This is a genomic window from Thalassolituus maritimus (genome assembly GCF_900156675.1).
GTDB classification, from domain to species: domain Bacteria; phylum Pseudomonadota; class Gammaproteobacteria; order Pseudomonadales; family Oceanobacteraceae; genus Thalassolituus; species Thalassolituus maritimus.
Genome location: NZ_FTOH01000004.1, coordinates 47471 through 67610 on the forward strand (window position 1 = coordinate 47471; position 20140 = coordinate 67610).

Here is a 20140-nt window from a genome sequence, read left to right on the forward strand (position 1 = left end):
ATCAAAACTCTTCCCAGTCGTCGTCAAAGTTACTCACCGACAATCCACCCTGGTCGGCAGCTGACGCAGACGGAGCAGGTGCCACCTTTGGAGCAGCAGCTGGAGCAGGTGCTGCCGCAACGGGTGCATCCATCGACATAGACCCGGAGGCGAAAGATGCATCAACTGTGAAGAATTCCATTAACTGGGTCATTCCCTGAGCCTGGCCCGCCATGGCCTCACCCGCCGCCGTTGCCTGCTCAACCAGAGCAGCGTTCTGCTGCGTCATTTCATCCATCTGGGCAACCGCGCTGTTCACCTGATCAATACCTGCAGACTGCTCAGCAGCCGCAGTACTGATTTCCTGGATCATAGCCGATACACGATCAACTGCGCCGATAATTTCATTCAGGGTTTTACCCGATGCATTCACCAGAGACGTCCCTGCTTCAACCTTATCCACACTGTCGCGGATCAGATCCTTGATCTCTTTCGCAGCACCGGCAGAACGCTGCGCCAGATTTCTTACTTCGCCAGCAACCACCGCGAAGCCCCGACCCTGTTCTCCCGCTCGCGCGGCCTCAACGGCTGCGTTCAGTGCCAGCAGGTTGGTCTGAAAGGCGATCTCATCAATCACGCCGATAATGTCTGAGATCTTCTTACTGGCCTGATTAATTTCATCCATCGCAGTGACGGCTTTCTCAACAACTTCGCCACCTTCTTCCGCTTTGTTCTTCGCCGAGCTCGCCAGCTCGTTGGCATGCACGGAATTTTCGCTGGTCTGTTTCACCGCACTGGTCATTTCTTCCATGCTGGAAGCGGTTTCTTCGAGGCTCGATGCCTGAGACTCTGTGCGTTTACTCAGATCGGCATTGCCCTGAGCTATTTCGCTGGCGCCCGTAGCAACAGTCGATGCAGACTCACGGATACGGGTCATAATTTCGGTCAGACGCTCAACCGTTGAGTTGGCATCCTGCTTGAGCTTACCGAATGAGCCCATATAGTCTGTTTCGATCTTACGTGTCAGATTACCGTGTGCCAGAGCATCGAATATGCGTACCGTGTCGTTAACAACATCATCTGCTATTCCGAGCAGGCGATTGAGGCCTTCGGCCAGACTAAGGAAGAAGCCTTGCTTGCCGATAGTATCGATTCGACGGGAAAGGTCACCGCCCGCAGCCGCCTCAACAATGGCATCTATTTCACGTTCAGCGCGGACTTCAATCGTGCGATCATTCCACTCAACAACCGTACCCAACCGTTCGTTGTTGTCGTTAATAATTGGGTTCGCAATTAGCGAGTAGTGGCGACCACCCACTTCAATTTGAGTTTTGTAGGTCTGTGTTAACGCTGCCAACATGGAGCGCTGGTGCGCTGGGTTCTTATGGAATGTGTCGATATTTTCACCCATCAAAGCCGAGGCATTAAATGCCGGAAGATCTTTGCGCAGATCGGCTTCAGAGTCCTTCATCATATTCTCAACGGCTTCGTTCATGTAAATGATATTGCCGTCCGTGTCAGCGATCATAGCGTTCGTACTCACACAGTCGAGCGCCTGACGCACACGAAGGTTTTCGTTCGCAATGCGCTTTTCTTCTTCACGGGCTTTAAGAATATCGGTCATATCCACCCACTCAACCACGGTACCGATGCGGTTACCGTCGGCGTCGTACCATGGTGATGCAGTCAGGTCGAACTTAACGTCATCGAACGACAACTGGGTCTCAATTGGTTTATCAAGTGATTGAAGAATACCGCGTTGATGAGAAGGATTTTTATGGAAGACATCGACATTGGTGCCGATCAACTCAGAGACCTTGAAGTTACTCAGATGTTTCTGAATATCCTTTTCACGTTTTTCAAGTGACTTAATCATTTCATCGTTCATATAAACGATATTCAGATCATTATCCGCCATCATCACGGTTGCCTGACACAACTTCAGTGCACTGGCGATCTGAGCGTTCTTTTCGTTAACCGTCGCCTTCGCCTTTTGCTCGGTGATATCGGAAGCAAATTTTACCACCTTAACAACGACACCATCGTCATTGACGATTGGGTTGTAAGTTGCCTGAATCCACACAGAGCTTCCGTCTTTGGCCACTCGTTCAAACTCGTCCGCACTGAACTCACCCTGGCCCAGCTTCTTCCAGAATTCTGCGTATTCTGCGCTATTTGCATAGTCTGGCTTCACAAACATACGATGGTGTTTACCCTGGATTTCATTAAGTTGATAACCCAGAGTCTTCAAGAAATTATCGTTTGCAGTCAGAATTTCACCAGTTGGCGTAAATTCAATAACAGCCTGCGCACGACTGATAGCCTCAACTTTACCGGCAAAGTCGATATTCCGTCGTTTTTGCTCAGTGATATCGGTAGCATACTTAACGACCTTGATCACTTTGCCTGTTTCGTCAAAGATGGGGTTATACGTCGCCTGTATCCAGATGCTCTCGCCTGCTTTATTAAAGCGTTCGAACTCAGCGGTCTGAAAATCGCCACGCGCCAGCGAGTTCCAGAAGGCGGCATATTCTGGTGTTTTGGAATATTTTGGCGATACAAAGATACTGTGGTGCTGACCCTGTATCTCTTCCAGACGATACCCCATCGCATCCAGGAAATTCTGATTCGCTGTGACGATGGTGCCATCTGGCTTAAATTCAATAGAGGCCTGACTTTTTTCAATAGCTGCCAGCTTCCCTTCCATTTCGCGGATTTTATTGGGGTCGATGGCTGGGCCACCGGAAATGATATTGCGGAAAAAGCTCATAGTTACCTTCCTGTACCTTCTTCAGGCAAATACCTTACGGCAGTTAATCTTCGTCAATAGAATAAGGAGTTGCAGCCATACCCATGCGTAGCATCAGTAGCTCTTCTACATCGAGCAGAATGACCATCTTCTCGTTTACGTTCACCAGACCTTTAATAAAATCTGAATTATCGTCCTCGGTCAGCTCCGGAGGACGACGGGTATCATCGTCAGCAATGGTATAAACATCAGATACGGCATCAACGACGATCCCCATCACCCGCTCCCCATTGTCGCTATCAAACTTTAAGATAATGACAACAGTCGTCGCGGTATAACCGGCCTCTTCAAGGCCAAATCTCAGGCGTAAATCCATGATGGGCACGATGGTGCCGCGAAGATTGATCACACCGCGAATGTAGGATGGTGCGTTAGGAATAAGAGTGGGTTCTTCCCAGCCCCGAATCTCCTGTACCGCCAGAATATCAACACCGTACTCTTCACCTGACATAATAAAGGTCAGGTATTGCTGCTCGTCACCGATGTCACCTTCCGGCAAAACTATCTCTTTCTTAAGCTCTTCCATCCCGGACCTCATGCCGCTCGTTCTGATCGGTTCTGATTTCGTTTAACAGGGACAATGTTCTTGCCGATACTGGATATGTCGATAATCAAAGCAACAGTGCCATCACCCAGAATTGTGGCGCCTGAAATGCCAGAGACCTTTTGATAGTTCTGTTCAAGACTCTTGATCACAACTTGTTGTTGCCCCAGAAGATCATCAACAACAATACCGATTTTTTCGTTATCGCCTTCCACGACCACCAGCATCATTTCGTCAACGACGTCTTTTTCATCACGCAGTCCAAAAATCTTATCCAGGCGGACAATAGGTATATATTCGTCGCGCAGCTGCATAACATACTGGCTACCCGTGACATGGTTCAGTGATGAGCGATGAATCTGAATTGATTCGACGATGGATACCAGTGGGAATATATAGGTCTCTTCACATACTTTGACGAGCTGACCATCCAGAATTGCAAGCGTCAGTGGCAGGCGAATGATGAAGGTCGAACCCACATTGCGCTGAGACTTCACTTCAATACTTCCGTTGAGCGCCTGGATATTACGACGTACCACATCCATACCCACACCACGACCTGATATATCGCTTACTGCTTCCGCCGTCGAGAAACCCGGCAAGAAAATCAGATTGTGGATTTCTTCCGGTGTCAGACTGTTATTCTCGGGAACCAGCCCTTTTTCTATGGCTTTTTTAAGAATTCGATCTTCGTTCAGACCGGCACCATCATCAGCAACTTCGATAACGATATTTCCACCCTGATGATAGGCATTGAGGGTGATGGTGCCCTCTTCACATTTACCGGCTGCTATACGTTGTTCTGTGGTTTCAAGTCCGTGGTCCATGGAGTTACGTACGAGGTGAACCAGAGGATCATTGATTTTTTCCATGACCGTTTTGTCGAGTTCGGTCTGCTCACCGATAGTTTCAAGGACAACCTTTTTGCCGAGCTGACCACCCAGATCACGTACCAGGCGAGGGAAGCGACTGAAAGCAAAACTGATTGGCATCATGCGTATCTTCATAACGCTTTCCTGCAACTCGCGGGTGTTTTGCTCGAGCTGCGAAAGACCTTCCTGTAATTTCGCCAGTCGACTCAGGTCAAAGTCCTGACCAAGCTGGCCCAACATCGACTGAGTAATGACCAACTCACCAACCATATTAATCAGGCTGTCCACCTTATCGATTGACACCCTGATAGAGGAACTCTCTGCGGCTTTCTTTGGCGCTTTTGCAGGCTTGGCGCTCTTCTGCGCCTCAGCGATCACAGGCGCTTTTTCAGTTGCAACCTCGGGTGTCTCCTGAGGTTGCTGCTCTTCAGCGGCATTCTTATCAGGTGTTACGTTATTATCTGAGGTTGTTTCTGCATCACCCGTTAACGGCAAATAGGTCAGGTCGCACTCGTCCTCAACCCACTCAAAAATCGCTTTAATCTCATCGAGTGGCACTGAAGTAGTGACTTTGATCTGCCAGTTGATGATGCATTCTTCTGGCGTCAGACTGCTCAGTTCCGGGACATTATCGATATCGGCGGTAACATCAAAGTTGTCTTCACCAACCAACTCGCGCAGTTCACGGAACATCCTGAACGGCTCATTCCCCGTCATGAGCAGGTCGGTATGTGGATGTACATCAATTAACCAGCCACTGTCTTTTCCGTCAGAATCCGCGGAGGTCTCTTCTGCAGCAGCACTCTCCTGCTCCATTCCAAGAATCTTCTCGAATTCTTTGCGTAACTCTGCAGGGCGTTCTGTCTCTGGATCGTTTCCATCCTGCATATCTGAAAGCATGCCACGTAAACAGTCGACGGACTGCAAAAACAGGTCGACATAGCGGGGCTCCATCGAGCGCTTTCCGGAGCGTATTTCGTCAAGTAAGGTTTCGAGAACGTGAGTGAACTCGGACACTGGCATAAAACCGAATGTGCCGGCACCACCTTTAATGGAATGAGCAGCGCGGAAGATATTATTGACGGTCTCGTCATCAACATCGGCGGGGTCCATGTCCAGCAGTTCACTTTCCATAACGTCCAGGCCTTCGAAACTTTCTTCGAAAAATACCTGATGAAATTGCGACAGATCGACACTCATGTGCTTACCCCAGAACGCGCTTGATCGTACTCAGCAATTGATCCGGATTAAACGGCTTAACGATCCAGCCAGTAGCACCTGCCTGTTTACCCTGCATCTTCATATCACCTGCCGATTCGGTGGTTAACATAAGCATCGGGGTAAACTTATAGTTGTCGAGTTGACGGAGATTCTTCACCAACTCAATGCCATTCATGTTTGGCATATTTACGTCAGTCAGCACCAGGTCAAAGCTCTCAGTTTTAGCGATTTCTAGCGCCTCCACACCGTCAGTCGCTTCGCGTACGTCAAAGCCCGCACCTTTCAGTGTGAAACTCACCATCTGACGCATGGATGCCGAATCATCGACCGCTAAAATACTCGTCATAGGAGTACTCCCTCTTAGTAAACGAATAATTAATCTGGCAGGTTTATCGCCTGCTTGAGGCCAAGGTAGCCCGTTATCTCCCGGATATTGTCAGAGACCGCATGCCATTGAATGCTGTTTCCCGTAGTTTCCAGCGTTTTCCGGAGACTGATCAGAAGCTGGTAACCCGCAGTGTCCGAGTACTGCACTTCACTGCCATCAAGAACAACATCCCCGCCCGCCTGAACAGCAGTTTCAAGCTTCTCCAGGAGCGCTTCAGCCTGATCAATGCTCAGACGATTACCGCAGTTAACTGGGCTGGTGTCGGTCATGGTTTTATTCCGGTCATGGACATGACCTTAAGATTAGTAGGCAATCTGTGAGCTGCCACACAATGTGTAGTTTTTTTTATAGATCAATGAATGAAGGTATGAAAGTCAGGAAATATGCGATTTGGATGATCAGCGACGGCGGTTTGCCCACTCGTCCGCTTCACGCTGCTCAGCACGACTGATAGACAGCTTATGTTCTTCTTCGAGCTTATCGATCATGCTTTCCATCGCATCGGCTTTATGATGAACCTCTAAATAGGCATCGCGCGCACGCTGACTGAGTGCCTCAAGTTCCTTGAGTTGGTTGTCCTGCTGCGCCAGAGCAGTTTCTATCTGACCAATAAATTCGAGAGAGTTGTGTATTTGTCCGGCAGCAACACTCTGGTCGGCGGGGCTGGTAATCTGGCGCCGATATTCCTGAGCGTACGTGTCCAGCTGCGTTCGTTTGTCTTTTTCGGCGGTCAGACGCTGCTCAATATCGCCCCAGCGCTGCAGCGCTTCTTTTTCTTCTCTTCGCTTAAGGTTAAGAACAACGGCCAATCGTTTGGAGCGAGGGTGCTGGTAGGTCACTTATCGGTACCCGGAAACAGATCATTGAGGGCCTTCCGGCTGTTCGCAATATCCGCACCTTCGGTCAGCCCTTGCCTGAGCATCGCTTTAATCTGAGGCATACGATCAATTGCAACATCCAACACCTGGTCGGTGCCAGCCTGATACGCCCCAACAGCGACGAGATCCTGGTTCTGACGGTAATGCGCCATAAGGCGTCGGCACAGCTGCGCTTGCTGTAGCCAGCCTTCGTCGACAACCTGAGGCATCACACGGCTGACGGAAGCCTCGACATCAATCGCTGGGTAATGCCCCTCTTCTGCCAGCTTTCTGGACAGGACGATATGACCATCAAGAATTGCCCGGCTGGCGTCGGCGATCGGGTCCTGCATATCGTCGCCTTCACTCAATACCGTATAGAACGCCGTAATAGACCCGCCACCTTGTTGACCATTACCCGTACGCTCAACCAACTTTGGAAGCTTATTAAATACTGAAGGTGGGTAGCCTTTCGTGGCTGGAGGTTCCCCCACGGCAAGAGCGATCTCTCGCTGCGCTTGTGCATAACGCGTCAATGAATCCATGAGCATAAGAACGTTCAGTCCCTGATCTCGAAAGAACTCAGCAACCGAGGTAGTATACATGGCGGCTCTCAGGCGCATTAACGGCGAGTCATCGGCTGGTGACGCAATCACAACGGCACGTTTGAGCCCTTCTGGCCCGAGAATTTCGTCAATGAACTCTTTAACCTCACGGCCACGCTCACCGATCAGTCCGACGACAACGACATCAGCGTTGGTGAAGCGAGTCATCATACCGAGAAGCACACTTTTACCGACACCCGAACCCGCAAACAAACCGATACGCTGTCCGCGTCCTACTGTCAGCATGGAATTAATGGCGCGGATACCAACATCGAGCGTTTCACGAATGGGCGCGCGGTGCAGCGGGTTAATATAGCGACCCTGAAGATTTCCGGATTCGGTATTGAGAAGCGGGCCATCAAGATCCAATGGCCGACCAGCACCGTCAACCACCCGCCCCAGAAGAGAGAACCCAACCGGCACATCCGCACTGCCTTGCAACGGCCAGACGCGCGCGCCTGGACGCAGACCATCGACCTGCTCAATCGGCATCAGGAAAATACGCTGGCCATCAAAACCGACAACCTCAGCTTCAACATCACCGCCGCCCGGACGTTCTACACGGCAGCGATCGCCTGTGCGAACATCGATACCGATAGCCTCAAGCGTAAGGCCGACCATGCGTACAAGACGACCGGATGTGCGCGGTTGATATACCGCCTCGGGTGCTATATCACGCCAACGGCTGCTCAGAGTCATCGTCTGATTCCTCCGTCGTCGAATCCGGATTTGTGTCCGGTTCCGTGTCTGTTTGTGTGTTTTGTTCCGTGCTCTGTTCTGAACCTGAGCCGTTTTCAGTTTCAGGCTGCTCAGCTTCGGACTGCTGAGTTTCAGACTTCAGAGCTTCTGATGTTGATGCCTCCGGCTGCTGAATGTCGCCCTGAATGATCTCTTCAGTGTCATCGTAGTCATCCAGTACATCTTCTGAGCTGGTATCCTCTGGCACATCAATCAGCGCAGACTCACCGGAAGCGTCGTCCGGATAGCCGTCTGACGCCGTCAGTAACTTACTCGCCAGTGCGACGATTGTTTGCTGAAGACTTTCACTGACTGAATACTCAACAAGAGTATTTTCACTTTCAACACGGCACTCACCCGCATTCAGCGTCTTATCGACGAGCAGTTTATTCGCTACAGAATGCGATGCCAGTAATTCAGAGTCGGCTTCTGAAACGTAAACCTTTGCCAGAGTCTCACCCGATGGCAACGCCGCAATGGCCTTGTCGACAAACTGCGCGATGCTGTCGGCCCCAGAATTCAATTCGTGCTCAAGCACCTGTTCGGCGAGCCGGGTAAGAAGCATCAGCATGACTTCCGGCAGTTCGGCCTCGCGCTCTTTTAATGCTGCGGTCAGCGTTGCATTAATCTGACGCAGGCGCTGCGCCTCGTCAGTAACTTCCTGACTGCCCAGTGCTTTGCCTTCCTGAAAGCCCGCAGTCGAACCTTCTTTTTTACCAGCATCAAAGCCTTTAGCCTGACCATCCGCCTGTCCTTCGGCGAAACCAGCATCGTAGCCGTCTTTATGGCCCTGCTGACGTCCTTCAACCAGGCCCTGCTCTAAACCCGCGTTGTAGGCTTCCCGGCGAATCGCTTCCAGTTCTTCGGCGGTCGGGAAATTAGGTGGGGAGTCGTCGTCGGCAGATTCTGCATCCACCTTCTCTGCGTCCGGATCAGGCTCTCGCTCAACAGTGTGAACCGGTGGTTCAGTCCAGAAAGGGAGTCGCCACGGGCGCGCCTCTTCCGCACTTTCAGCGGGAATTGGCGCGTCACGTTTCTTTAGTTCGGTCATGGGTTACACCATGGCCTCACCACCACCACCCAGCATAATTTCACCGGCATCCGCCAGACGACGGGCAATGGTAAGAATCTCTTTCTGAGCGCCTTCAACGTCACTGAGTTTAACCGGCCCTTTCGCATCCAGGTCATCACGCAACAGCTCGGCAGCACGCTTCGACATGTTCTTGAAAATCTTTTCCTGGACGCCCGGATCGGCCCCTTTCAATGCCAGCACCAGAAGATCGGTTGACACTTCACGCAGCAGCGTCTGAATACCCCGATCATCAACGTCAACGAGGTTATCGAAGACAAACATAAGGTCTTCGATCTGAGTACCCAGGTCTTCGTCGACTTCTTTGATCTGCTCAAGCAGTTCAGAAGCAATCGTGCTGTCCACGAAGTTAACAATGCTGGCAGCACATTTGATACCACCCATAGTCGTGGTCTGCGTGCCTGCTTTGCCAGAAAACTGGCGTTCGAGAATATCGTTGAGTTCCTGCAATGCGGCTGGCTGAACAGCCTCAAGCGAAGCAACACGCATGATGATGTCGAGGACAACTTTCTCATCAAACAGAGACAGCACTTCCGCCGACTGGTCAGCGTCCAGATACGACACAACAATGGCCTGAATCTGAGGGTGCTCGTGGCGGATCAGGTCGGCTACCTGACGCGGTTCCATCCACTTCAATGAATCCAGACCTGTGGTGTTACCGCCAAGGAGAATCCGGTCAATAAGCGCACCCGCTTTATCCTGACCCAGAGCCTGAGTCAGCATATTACGAATGTAATCGTCAGCGCCAAGGCCCATACCGGTCTGACCGCTGACGGCATCAAGAAACTCTGACACCACACCTTCGACCTGAGTCTGATTCACACTGGTCAGAGTGGCCATGGCCGAGCCCACGCGCTGAACTTCTTTCGGGCCCATGTGTTTGAGGATTTCAGCAGCGTCTTTCTCACCGAGAGACATCAGCAGAATCGCAGCACGTTCGGTGCGGTTCAGGTTGGCTAGTGCATTGCCCGCTTCGGGCATCGTATTATCCGGCATCGCTATTTACCCACTGAATAACTACCTGAGCGACCCGGGCCGGATCTTCTGCGATCAGCCCTTTCAAGGCATCCAGCTGACGCTCATAACTTTCTGACGCACCGGGCAGTAGATATTCATCCATACCTGCCAGTGTCACCTTATCATCATCCAGACCGGCCTCAGCATCTTCAAGCTCATCGAGCAGTAAGTCACTTTCTTCCCGACCTTTATTGGTAATGCTCTTAATAGTAGGACGGATTACGCCGAATATGAGGATCAGAACAAACAATCCCGCCAGCACCTGTTTTACCAGTTCCCAGAACCAGGGCTGAGTCCAGATATCAGGCTCACCCAGCGTCAGTGAGTCGTCACCCATAAATGGAGAGTTGATAACGTTCACGCTGTCACCACGTGCCGCATTAAAACCCACTGCATCTTTTACGAGCGTTTCGAGACGTTGCAGGTCATCCACGGTCCATGGCTGACTCGTAGTATTACCATCCGCATCAAGCACTGCCTTGTCATTGATGACGACCGCAACGGTCAGACGACGGATATCACCGACTGAGTGCTGGCGGTAACTCAGTGTACGGTCGACCTCATAATTACGGGTCGCTTCTGAGCGACGCTTACCTGCCGCTCCCGCACCACCGGCACCTGTGCCAATGGCCTCTTCCGGAGCGGCAGCTTCTGGCGGTGGCTGATTAGAAAGCGCACCAGGAATACCGCCACCGGCCTCTGACATGTTCTCTTCATCAATGACCTGCTCACTACGCAGCGCAATCAAATCAGGATTAAAGAGTTCTGAGCTTTCTTCTCTGATCGTAAAGTCGATGTCTGCCGACACTTCCGCTTTATAGTTCGCAGAACCCAGCACCGGCTGAAGAATATTATTCACCGCGTCAGAAATAGACGACTCAACTTTTTCGCGATATTCCAGCTGGCGGGCTGCCAGCATTTCTTCCGTGTCATCTTCGATTTTCGACAGCAGATTGCCATGCTGATCAACCACTGACACATCAGCCCGGTCCATTTCACTGACGCTGGTCGCGACCAGATTCACAACGGCCTCAACCTGATCTTTACTCAGATTGCTGCCCGGGTATAACTCTACGAATACCGATGCGCGCGGCTTGCGTTGATCACGAACAAACACCGACTGACGGGGAATCGCCAGATGAACACGCGCATTGCGCACCGATTTAACACTGGCAACCGTGCGTGCAAGTTCGCCTTCCAGACCGCGGCGATAGCGTGCGTTTTCAATAAACTGACTGGTACCGAGCGCGCTGTCCTGCTCAAGCACTTCCAGCCCGACGGTTTTATCATCGATCAGGCTGGCCGCAGCGAGTTTCATCCGTGCCTGGTGCACATCCCCCGCTTCGACCATCAGAACCTGGGTCGTCGGATCAATCTGAAAAGGAATTCCTTCACGATTCAGGATCTCGACAATGTCCTGTGCATTGTGATCCTGCATACGATGAATCAGAGGCTTGTAGGTGGGTTCTCCCGACCAGATCATGACCGCGATGCCAATGGCGACGACCAGTGCGATACCACCAATCGCCATCACCTGACGCGTCATAGGCAGGCTGCTGAATCCAGCGAGCAGAGGATGTCCGGATGTCGGAGTACTATTCTCGCTTAAGCCTTCGGCACCAGTATTCGTGCTGCTTGCCTGAGGTTTCTGAGCGTTTGCGTTAGCGCCATCAGCGCCGGCGCCTGCTTGTGCGGGTACGTTTTCCATAGCTCAGCTCGTTATACAGGCATGTTCATAATGTCTTTATAGGCCTCAACAAGTTTATTACGAACCTGTGTCATCGCCTGAAAAGAAACGCTGGATTTCTGCAGAGCAATCATGACCTCCGGAAGGTCAATCGAAGGGTCGCCCTGCTCAAACCGTGTCGCCAGTTGCGCTGCGGTCTGTTGATTTTCGTTTACGTTATCGATGGCATTTTTAAACATCGACTGAAAATCAGGAATCGTATTATCGCCACTGATTTCATTAACGCTGGATGCTTGCTCGGCTTGCTTTGAGATCCGTGCAACGGCGTCCATTTCAGTATTTGGTCGCACTCCCTGGCTGGCCATTTCATTCTGCGAACGCAACTGATCTTTTACCTGTCGCATCTGCATCAGAACTGAACTTACATCAACACGATCAACCATTTTCTACACCCTCTTCTGCAACGCACCGGCAACTTATTTTTGACACTTTTTCTGTATTTTTCCGATGTATTCTTTGACGTTGCAATCCCCTTGCCAGCTTCGCCCTTAAGACGCTGCTAACACCATAGATTCAACATCAACACCCTCATCTCTTAAACGCGCCACCTTGTAGCGCAGTGTGCGGGGGCTGATGCCCAGCCGTTCAGCGGCTTCTTTTCTGCTGGGCTCTTCTTTCAGTGCACGAACGATTAATTCAACCTCACGGGTACGCAAATCAGAACCTAACTCGCCTTCATCCTGCGCGACATCAGCCGCATCCACGGAAACCGGTGCCGGGACCTGACGATGCTTTGGCACCGGAGTCAGAATAAAGTCATTAGCGTTCAGCTGATTTCCCGTCTGCATAATCAGTGCACGCTGGACTGTGTTATCCAGCTCGCGGACATTGCCTGGCCAGCTATGCGTTACCAACTTACGCTCTGCATCGGCATGCAACGATGGTGCTGGACGTTTCATCTTGTCAGCATGATGAGCCAACAACCGGCGTGCTAACGGCAAAATATCATCACGGCGCTCCCGTAGTGGCAGCCACTGCAGGGGGAATACGGTGAGGCGATAGTAAAGATCTTCCCTGAAGTTACCCTCAGCCACATAGTCCGCCAGTTCACGGTTTGTTGTGGCAATGATACGCACATCAAGATCAATGGTTTTCTTGCCGCCGAGACGCTCCACCTGACGCTCCTGCAACACACGCAGCAGTTTCGCCTGAAGGCCCATGTCCATTTCAGTAATTTCATCAAGCAGAATGGTGCCACCATCCGCCTGTTCAAACTTGCCCGGCATCGCACTGTAGGCGCCGGTAAATGCGCCCTTTTCGTAGCCGAACAACATGGCTTCAAGCATATTTTCCGGAATCGCCGCGCAGTTCAGCGCGATGAACGGGCCACTTTTTCTTGGGGAATTCTGGTGAATATAACGGGCAAGAACTTCTTTACCTGTGCCGCTCTCACCACTGATAAGAACCGTAGAATCTGTTGCCGCGACACGCATGGCCATCTGAAATAACTGCTGCGACGCAAAAGATTCACACACAGGTTGGTCTTTGTCTGATACCTGAGCTTCTCCTTGCGTGTAAGGCTTTAACAGAGCCTCAAGTTCACGCAGCTCGAAGGGCTTCATCAGGTAATCATCAGCGCCTTTCTGCATCGCCTGAACCGCCTGAGAAACATCGCCATAGGCAGTCATCAAAAGAACGGGTAGCCATGGGTGCTGCTGTTTCACATGGTTAAGCAACTCAAGACCGTCCATGCCTGGCATATTAATATCCGACAGAACAACGTCGAAATTATGGTGATTCAGCAAAGCCACAGCCTCGATGCCGTTCGGAGCTTCCTTGACGTCATACCCTTTCATTTTCAGGGTATCTACAACTGCTTCACGTAGAGTCGGATCATCTTCAACAACGAGTAAGCGCATAATAATTCCTCTTAGATACCTGTTTGAATTAACCGCGTGCGAGCGGTAGGTACATTTCTGCAGACACCCCACCCAGTGGGCTGTCGGTTAATCTGAAATCACCGTGATGAGCACGAACAACCGCCTGCACAACAGCAAGGCCAAGCCCGGTACCGTTGCTTTTCGTCGTGAAGAAAGGCTCCATCATGCGATTTTTCTTGTCATCGGGAAGGCCCGGACCGTTGTCCATGACGGCGATACACAGCCTGCCATGCTCGTCACGGCGGGCGACTAATTTGATCTCGATAGGATGCTCACAGGACTCAAGGGCGTTGTTAATCAGGTTCATTACGGCGCTGATTAAAGAGTCCCGATTACACATAAGGGAAGCTTCCCCTACTTGATTCTCAAGCGTGCAGACAGCGCCGCTCTGGGCGACAGCAACCTCCATCGCCGAAGCAATACCATCCAACAGGGACGTCACTTTCACATCATCGTTTAATGGCGCCTCGCCACGGGCAAAAATCAACATATCGCGCACCTGGCTTTCCAGGTGATGAAGTCGCTCCTGCAACTTACCGGCAAAGCGAATACGATGTTCTTCAGCGAGATCTTCGGAATTAAGATGACCCGCGTAGAGTGTCGCCGCAGCCAGCGGTGTACGAATCTGATGCGCCAGAGACGCAACCATTTTTCCCATGGCGGACAAGCGCTCGTGCTGAGCCAGTTGGGACTGCAACGCGCGGGTTTCAGTCAGATCAGTTAAAAGAATCAGCTGCCCACGCTCATTGGTCATGGCTGCGGTGCGCAGACTGACACGACGACCATCCACCAGTGAAATCTCATGACCATCATCACGGCGCGGTTTGAAACAACGCTTAATCACGTTGCGCCAGCGCTGGCCAAGCAAGGTGCCAGCACCCGAAGCCGCTAATAAAAGGTCTTCGGCGGCTGGGTTACTCTGAATAATGACGCCATTTTCATCCAGCAGCAGAACACCTGCAGGTAACATCTGCAGCAGGCTTTCCAGACGATCGGCCAGGCGTTCTTTTTCGCCCAGCTCCTGCATCCTTTGAGCAGATACTGTCGCCAGCTCACCACTGAGTTGCTCGACCTTATTTTCAAGAAAGGCGTAGGAGTCTGTCAGCTGCTGCGACATTTCATTGAACATGTTAAATGCGCGCTTTAGCTCGCTGGGGTCCAGCGGCTGCTGATCGTCAGGAACTGAACTTAATGCCACACTCGCCATAAATACCTCACCAGAACACCACATTTGCGGCGGAAAAATGTCACTAGTAGGTATTGGGCAATTAGCGTGCCAGCAATCGAAAATAGCTTTGAGGGTGGATAATTTAAGAAAGAGAGGTTACGAAAGTCAGGTGGGATTGCAGACAGCGGCCCGCAGACGCAGGCCGCTTTCTGGCCTGCTCAGGCCATGTCTTTTTCTTTACGGTTAATATTGTACTTACGCATTTTCTCCACCAGCGTAGTGCGGCGGATACTCAGTTTCTCGGCAGCGCGAGCAACAACACCATTGGCATCATCGAGCGCCTGCTGAATCAGTGAGCACTCGAGATCGGAGAGATATTCCCGCAGATCCAGGCCGTTCACCGGCAGCAATGCTGGACTATCGACACCGGCCAGGCCTTCGTTCTGGGTAACATCTGCCACAACCGGCGGCGTGTACTGCTCATCGTCTTCATCAACATGACGAAATTTCTTCGGTAGTTCATTTACACCGATCACACCGTACGGATGCAGAATGGCAAGACGCTCTACGAGATTCGCAAGCTCACGAACATTGCCATGCCACTCGTGACGACAGAGCGACATAATTGCAGCCGAGTTAAAGCGGATGGAACCGCGCTTCTCATTCTCGAGGCGCGAAATAAGTTCGTTCAGAAGCAGGGGTAAATCTTCAACACGTTCACGTAGCGAAGGCATATCGATTGGGAATACATTCAGACGGTAATACAAATCTTCCCGGAATGAGCCGTCCTCGATCATCTTCTCAAGATTCTTGTGCGTCGCTGCAATTACCCGCACATTCGCCTTAAGCGTTTTATTACTGCCAACACGCTCAAACGTGTGCTCCTGCAACACGCGCAGGATTTTTACCTGCATATTGAGCGGCATGTCGCCGATCTCATCAAGGAAAAGCGTACCACCTTCGGCCAGCTCAAAACGTCCCGGACGACTATTGATTGCACCAGTAAACGCACCTTTCTCATGACCGAACAGCTCACTCTCAAGCAGCTCAGCCGGGATAGCACCACAATTAACAGGCACAAAGGGTTTGTTACGGCGGTGTGAGTGGTAATGCAGATTACGGGCGACCACTTCCTTACCTGTGCCGCTTTCACCCTGAATCATAACGCTGACGTCTTTATCAGCCACCTGCATAATCAGCTCGCGTACGTGCTGAATCTGACGACTGGTGCCGACAAGGCTACGGAAAAGCTGAACTTCGCGTCGCTCACCACGACTGCGATTGTGCGTATATTGCTCGCGGAACACCTGACAGCGATGAAGACTATCCAGCATTTTGTTGTAACTTGGTGGCATTGCCAGGCTGGCCAGGACACAGCGACGAACGTTTTCTGATAATTCGTCGACCTGAACCTGACTACCAACAAAAAGGAACGGCAGGCCTTTGTCCCACGCGAGCATCGCCTCGACCGTCTTCTCCAATGGCTGACCCTCGCAGTCGCCCAGCATCACGGCACTGATCTCAGTGCTCTCTTCAATACTGGCATCTGCAACTTTGCGCCAGTCTGACGAGCCCGCCACGATAACTTCTTCGCCCAGGAAATCGAGAATCACCTTAAGATCATGGCGACGTTGTTCGTCATCATCGACAAGTAAAATTTTGATTTCTCTCCACATGGCAGATGCCCTTTCCCTCAATGAAACACGGAACAGCGTAATCAACGCCAACTGATTGACTTCCCTCTTTTCAGTTAAGTATCAAAATGCGACGAAGTCAAACTTCTGACGTTGAAACTTATCCAGTTAGCTCAAATCTGCCCTTATTTTGCGGGAAAACTTCCAATTATGTCGCCAAAGGACAATAAAAAGCCCTCTAAAAAGAGGGCAGGAAGTTCACACAAGTGAAAAAAATCGTGAAAATTCAGGCAGATACTGAACTCGACAGACGCCCGGGTGAAGATTCGTCGGTTTCAGGGCGAGTGCCATGCACGGACTCAAGATATTCCTGACGAATACCATCCCAACCCGTCTTCACCTCCAGCATCAGCCCCATAACTTCATCAATCATGTCTGTACTGTTCTGGCCGCTCGCTTCCAGAATACGACGGACCATATAATCATAAAGGCGGTCCAGATTTCCGGCCAGTTCACCACCCTGAGCGTGATCCAGGCTCGACTTCAGCGTCTGGATGATTTCATTCACCCTGCCAAGTAAACTTGCCTTCTCCTGCATATCCTTACGCTGAATAGCTCCTTTCGCCTGCGCCATACGCGTCAAAGCCGCTTCCATCAGAAGCTGAATCAGACGATGAGGGTCCGCATCGAGGACCTCGGACGTAACGTTTACCTTTTGGTATTGCGACGCGCCGGATTGATACATACACAACTCTCCTGCCGAAATAGCCCACCAAAAAACCTGATGAGCATAATCAAGTGATACTCTCTTTGACGGCCTGCACGCAGAATTCTTTAGTAACTTTTTGTAGTTTCAGCAAATACCCAGACGGCATAAGCGGCAAGCTCTTGCCCGGCAATCAGCGGCAAACGGCCGCCCTCCCTGCCCAGCCAGATTAAAAACCTCAATAAAATCAACAAGATAAAAAATGGCACAGAATTTGATCGTAGGGCTGTAAATGCTAAGAGGTTCTCCCCATGGCCAGCGTACAGACGACAGCACAACTAAATACAGCACGGCAGCCAGACCATCGAAGTCTGCTCGCTGCCGCCAGCCGTTGTTACAATGAGGCCAGCCGGGAAAACAACCCGGTGTTATTGTCCCAGGCTGCCGACCTTGCTTATCAGGCATGGCAGGCTGACAACAATTACATTCCCGGCATTAACCTGCTCGCCCGTATTGCTATGCGTCGTGGTGCTAATGGAGAAGCCCATCACTGGCTGCAAACCGGTTTAAGCCTGAAGCCTGAAAGTACCGGCCTCTTATACAGCGCAGGTCACCTGGCTCTGATCGAAGGAAAGCAGACACTCGCAGCCGATTACTTTGCGGATGCGACCCGCATTTCGAAAACGAGCACGAAAGCTCCGATTTATCTCGCCCACATCCGCTTACTGCAAGGTGAATACCTCGAAGCCTTTCAGTTATACCGAGAGCTGATAAAAACCCGCTCTGATGATGTTCAGATCCGCAGCAAATTATTCGAAGCTGCCAGCTATATCGTTGCAGATTTCTATTCTCAGGAACTGGAAAGCGAGCTGCTGCGCTGGTTCGAGTTTAAAGACGTCGACTACAACCAGCTGAGAAGCCTCACCACCTCACTGCTCAAACACAAACTTCACTTGAGTGAAGCTGGCTGCCCCATTGAGCCTGAAACCATTGCATCAGACCCACTGCTGCTGAAAGCCATGATGCGCTTTCATTTCAGTGATCCGTTAATAGAGCGTCTGTTAATTACCCTACGGCAGAGCATTCTGCTGAATAGCAGTCGCGATCTTGCCATTGACTCAGGCTACATGCCTTTCGTAGTCGCCCTGTCAGGACAAATCGAGCTTAATGAGGCAGTCTGGTTTATCAGCCAACAAGAACAAATGCTCGTCAATCAGCTCAACCAACTGGCAACAAAAATTCTGCTGATAACCGAATTAAAAGCCGAAGATATCAGCGCTATCATGCTGCTGACCATGATGTACCAGCCATTGCGCAAAGCACCTTTTTACACGGCTCTTAACGAGAAAGCGTTGCAATGGTCTGGCCATCTGAATGAGCTGATGAGTCTGTGCCTCGATCAACCTCTGCACGTTGCCGCGGCAGCTAAGGCAATTCCTTCTCTTGGGCTCAGTAGCAACGCCACATCACGCAAAGTAAAAACTCAATACGAAGAACATCCATATCCTCGCTGGACGAGTTTGGGATATAACCAGAAGACCGACTACTACGCATCGCTTCAGGCACTGTTTCCGAGTCGTCTGGACGATCTACAACCAGAATCCGGGCCGATCAATGTGCTCGTTGCAGGCTGCGGCACCGGCCGCCACGCTTTGCGACTGGTTAAGTACTTTCACCGTATGCAGGTGACAGCGATGGATCTCAGTGCTTCTGCACTGGGCTACGCACAAGTACAGGCGGAGCATCATCACCTTCCGGTAGACTTCATCCTGGGTGATATTCTTGTCTCAGAGCGCCTGGGACAACAGTTTGATGTCATTGAGAGTTCAGGTGTCCTGCATCATATGGAAACGCCTGAGGCGGGCCTGAAGGCGCTGGTTGATGTACTAAAACCTGGTGGCATCATGAAGCTCGCCCTCTACAGTCGTCAGGCAAGAACGCTCATCTCGGAGCTTCGTTCTGAATTGAATGGCAAACTTCCCGAAAGCGAGCAGGATATACGCACAGTCCGCGAAGCTTTGCTTCATCAAGGAGAAGGACGCTGGCGCGCGATTCTGCAATCACCCGATTTCTACAGCATGAGCAGCGTGCGCGACCTGTTATTCCACACTCAGGAACACACATTTGATCTGCAGGAAATACGCCGCATGATTGAAAGTGCTGACCTCGAATGGGTCGGCATTGTGCCGCCGCCGGGTGCCCAGCAGCTCGCAGAAAAAATACTGCGTTTGCCACCGGCTAACCTGACGTTAAATGATTGGCATACATTGGAACAGATAGAACCTGCGCTGTTCGCCGGCATGTATCAGTTTTATGTGCGGAAGCCTGCCTGTGGGAGCTATTCAGCCAGCTTGCCTGGCTAATAGCGACAGTGATACATGCAGGTGGGTCATCGCGAATAGCCTCCGGCTGATTTGCTCCCAAAATATGGATCGGGGATAAAATCCCCTCCTAAATTAGACTCTGAGTTATCGATCATACCTGTGGGAGCTATTCAGCCAGCTTGCCTGGCTAATAGCGACAGTGATACATGCAGATGGATCATCGCGAATAGCCTCCGGCTGATTTGCTCCCACAATATGGATCGGGGATAAAATCCCCTCCTAAATTAGACTCTGAGTTATCGCTCATACCTGTGGGAGCTATTCAGCCAGCTTGCCTGGCTAATAGCGACAGTAATACCTGCAGATGGATCATCGCGAATAGCCTCCGGCTGATTTGCTCCCACAATGTATGGTCGGGGATAAGATCCCCTCCTAAATTAGACTCTGAGTTATCGCTCATACCTGTGGGAGCTATTCAGCCAGCTTGCCTGGCTAATAGCGACAGTAATACCTGCAGATGGATCATCGCGAATAGCCTCCGGCTGATTTGCTCCCACAATG

The 20140-nt window shown here is 51.2% G+C and carries 17 protein-coding genes; 1 reads left to right on the forward strand and 16 read right to left on the reverse strand.

Annotation, left to right across the window (positions count from 1 at the left end; translation table 11 throughout):
- Nucleotide 1 precedes the first annotated feature (1 nt).
- The 16 genes from BW941_RS18030 to BW941_RS17825 all read right to left on the reverse strand — a co-directional run bounded on the left by BW941_RS18030 (nucleotide 2) and on the right by BW941_RS17825 (nucleotide 17524).
- The gene (locus tag BW941_RS18030) at nucleotides 2-2749 is read right to left on the reverse strand and encodes a methyl-accepting chemotaxis protein (protein WP_281251175.1); all 2748 of its coding nucleotides are present in this window, start codon (nucleotides 2747-2749) and stop codon (nucleotides 2-4) included.
- Between the two features lie 43 nt (nucleotides 2750-2792).
- Nucleotides 2793-3314 (reverse strand): chemotaxis protein CheW, encoded by a 522-nt coding sequence (locus BW941_RS07185; protein WP_245820066.1) that lies wholly within the window; start codon nucleotides 3312-3314, stop codon nucleotides 2793-2795.
- 8 nt (nucleotides 3315-3322) lie between these two features.
- Nucleotides 3323-5404 (reverse strand): chemotaxis protein CheA, encoded by a 2082-nt coding sequence (locus tag BW941_RS07190; RefSeq protein ID WP_076514932.1) that lies wholly within the window; start codon nucleotides 5402-5404, stop codon nucleotides 3323-3325.
- 4 nt (nucleotides 5405-5408) lie between these two features.
- Nucleotides 5409-5771: a response regulator gene (locus tag BW941_RS07195; RefSeq protein ID WP_068436128.1), complete on the reverse strand. Its 363-nt coding sequence runs from the start codon at nucleotides 5769-5771 to the stop codon at nucleotides 5409-5411.
- Between the two features lie 29 nt (nucleotides 5772-5800).
- A complete protein-coding gene (locus BW941_RS07200; protein WP_076514933.1) occupies nucleotides 5801-6082 on the reverse strand; it encodes an STAS domain-containing protein in 282 nt (93 codons plus the stop codon).
- 129 nt (nucleotides 6083-6211) lie between these two features.
- Nucleotides 6212-6652, reverse strand: coding sequence for a flagellar export protein FliJ (gene fliJ, locus BW941_RS07205; RefSeq protein ID WP_076514934.1), 441 nt, complete (start codon nucleotides 6650-6652; stop codon nucleotides 6212-6214).
- Entirely contained in the window at nucleotides 6649-7974 is a 1326-nt protein-coding gene (fliI, locus tag BW941_RS07210) for a flagellar protein export ATPase FliI (protein WP_076514935.1), read from the reverse strand. The genes fliJ and fliI overlap by 4 nt, the downstream gene beginning before the upstream one ends.
- On the reverse strand, nucleotides 7949-9064 hold the full coding sequence (locus BW941_RS07215) for a FliH/SctL family protein (RefSeq protein WP_076514936.1): 1116 nt from the start codon (nucleotides 9062-9064) through the stop codon (nucleotides 7949-7951). The genes fliI and BW941_RS07215 overlap by 26 nt, the downstream gene beginning before the upstream one ends.
- A 3-nt stretch (nucleotides 9065-9067) precedes the next feature.
- Nucleotides 9068-10084 (reverse strand): flagellar motor switch protein FliG, encoded by a 1017-nt coding sequence (gene fliG, locus BW941_RS07220; RefSeq protein WP_068436148.1) that lies wholly within the window; start codon nucleotides 10082-10084, stop codon nucleotides 9068-9070.
- A gap of 4 nt (nucleotides 10085-10088) precedes the next feature.
- Entirely contained in the window at nucleotides 10089-11828 is a 1740-nt protein-coding gene (fliF, locus tag BW941_RS07225; RefSeq protein WP_076514937.1) for a flagellar basal-body MS-ring/collar protein FliF, read from the reverse strand.
- Nucleotides 11829-11839: 11 nt separating this feature from the next.
- Entirely contained in the window at nucleotides 11840-12250 is a 411-nt protein-coding gene (fliE, locus tag BW941_RS07230; RefSeq protein ID WP_076514938.1) for a flagellar hook-basal body complex protein FliE, read from the reverse strand.
- 105 nt (nucleotides 12251-12355) lie between these two features.
- Nucleotides 12356-13726: a sigma-54-dependent transcriptional regulator gene (locus BW941_RS07235; RefSeq protein WP_076514939.1), complete on the reverse strand. Its 1371-nt coding sequence runs from the start codon at nucleotides 13724-13726 to the stop codon at nucleotides 12356-12358.
- Nucleotides 13727-13754: 28 nt separating this feature from the next.
- Nucleotides 13755-14954, reverse strand: a complete 1200-nt coding sequence (locus tag BW941_RS07240; RefSeq protein ID WP_076514940.1) for a sensor histidine kinase — start codon at nucleotides 14952-14954, stop codon at nucleotides 13755-13757.
- A 179-nt stretch (nucleotides 14955-15133) separates the two neighbouring features.
- Nucleotides 15134-16591 (reverse strand): sigma-54 dependent transcriptional regulator, encoded by a 1458-nt coding sequence (locus BW941_RS07245; RefSeq protein ID WP_076514941.1) that lies wholly within the window; start codon nucleotides 16589-16591, stop codon nucleotides 15134-15136.
- 244 nt (nucleotides 16592-16835) lie between these two features.
- A complete protein-coding gene (fliS, locus tag BW941_RS07250; protein WP_076514942.1) occupies nucleotides 16836-17294 on the reverse strand; it encodes a flagellar export chaperone FliS in 459 nt (152 codons plus the stop codon).
- Between the two features lie 89 nt (nucleotides 17295-17383).
- The gene (locus BW941_RS17825) at nucleotides 17384-17524 is read right to left on the reverse strand and encodes a hypothetical protein (protein WP_175607877.1); all 141 of its coding nucleotides are present in this window, start codon (nucleotides 17522-17524) and stop codon (nucleotides 17384-17386) included.
- Between the two features lie 42 nt (nucleotides 17525-17566).
- On the opposite strand from BW941_RS17825, the gene BW941_RS07255 reads away from it, so the two are divergent.
- The gene (locus BW941_RS07255; protein ID WP_076514943.1) at nucleotides 17567-19618 is read left to right on the forward strand and encodes a class I SAM-dependent methyltransferase; all 2052 of its coding nucleotides are present in this window, start codon (nucleotides 17567-17569) and stop codon (nucleotides 19616-19618) included.
- Nucleotides 19619-20140: the final 522 nt, after the last annotated feature.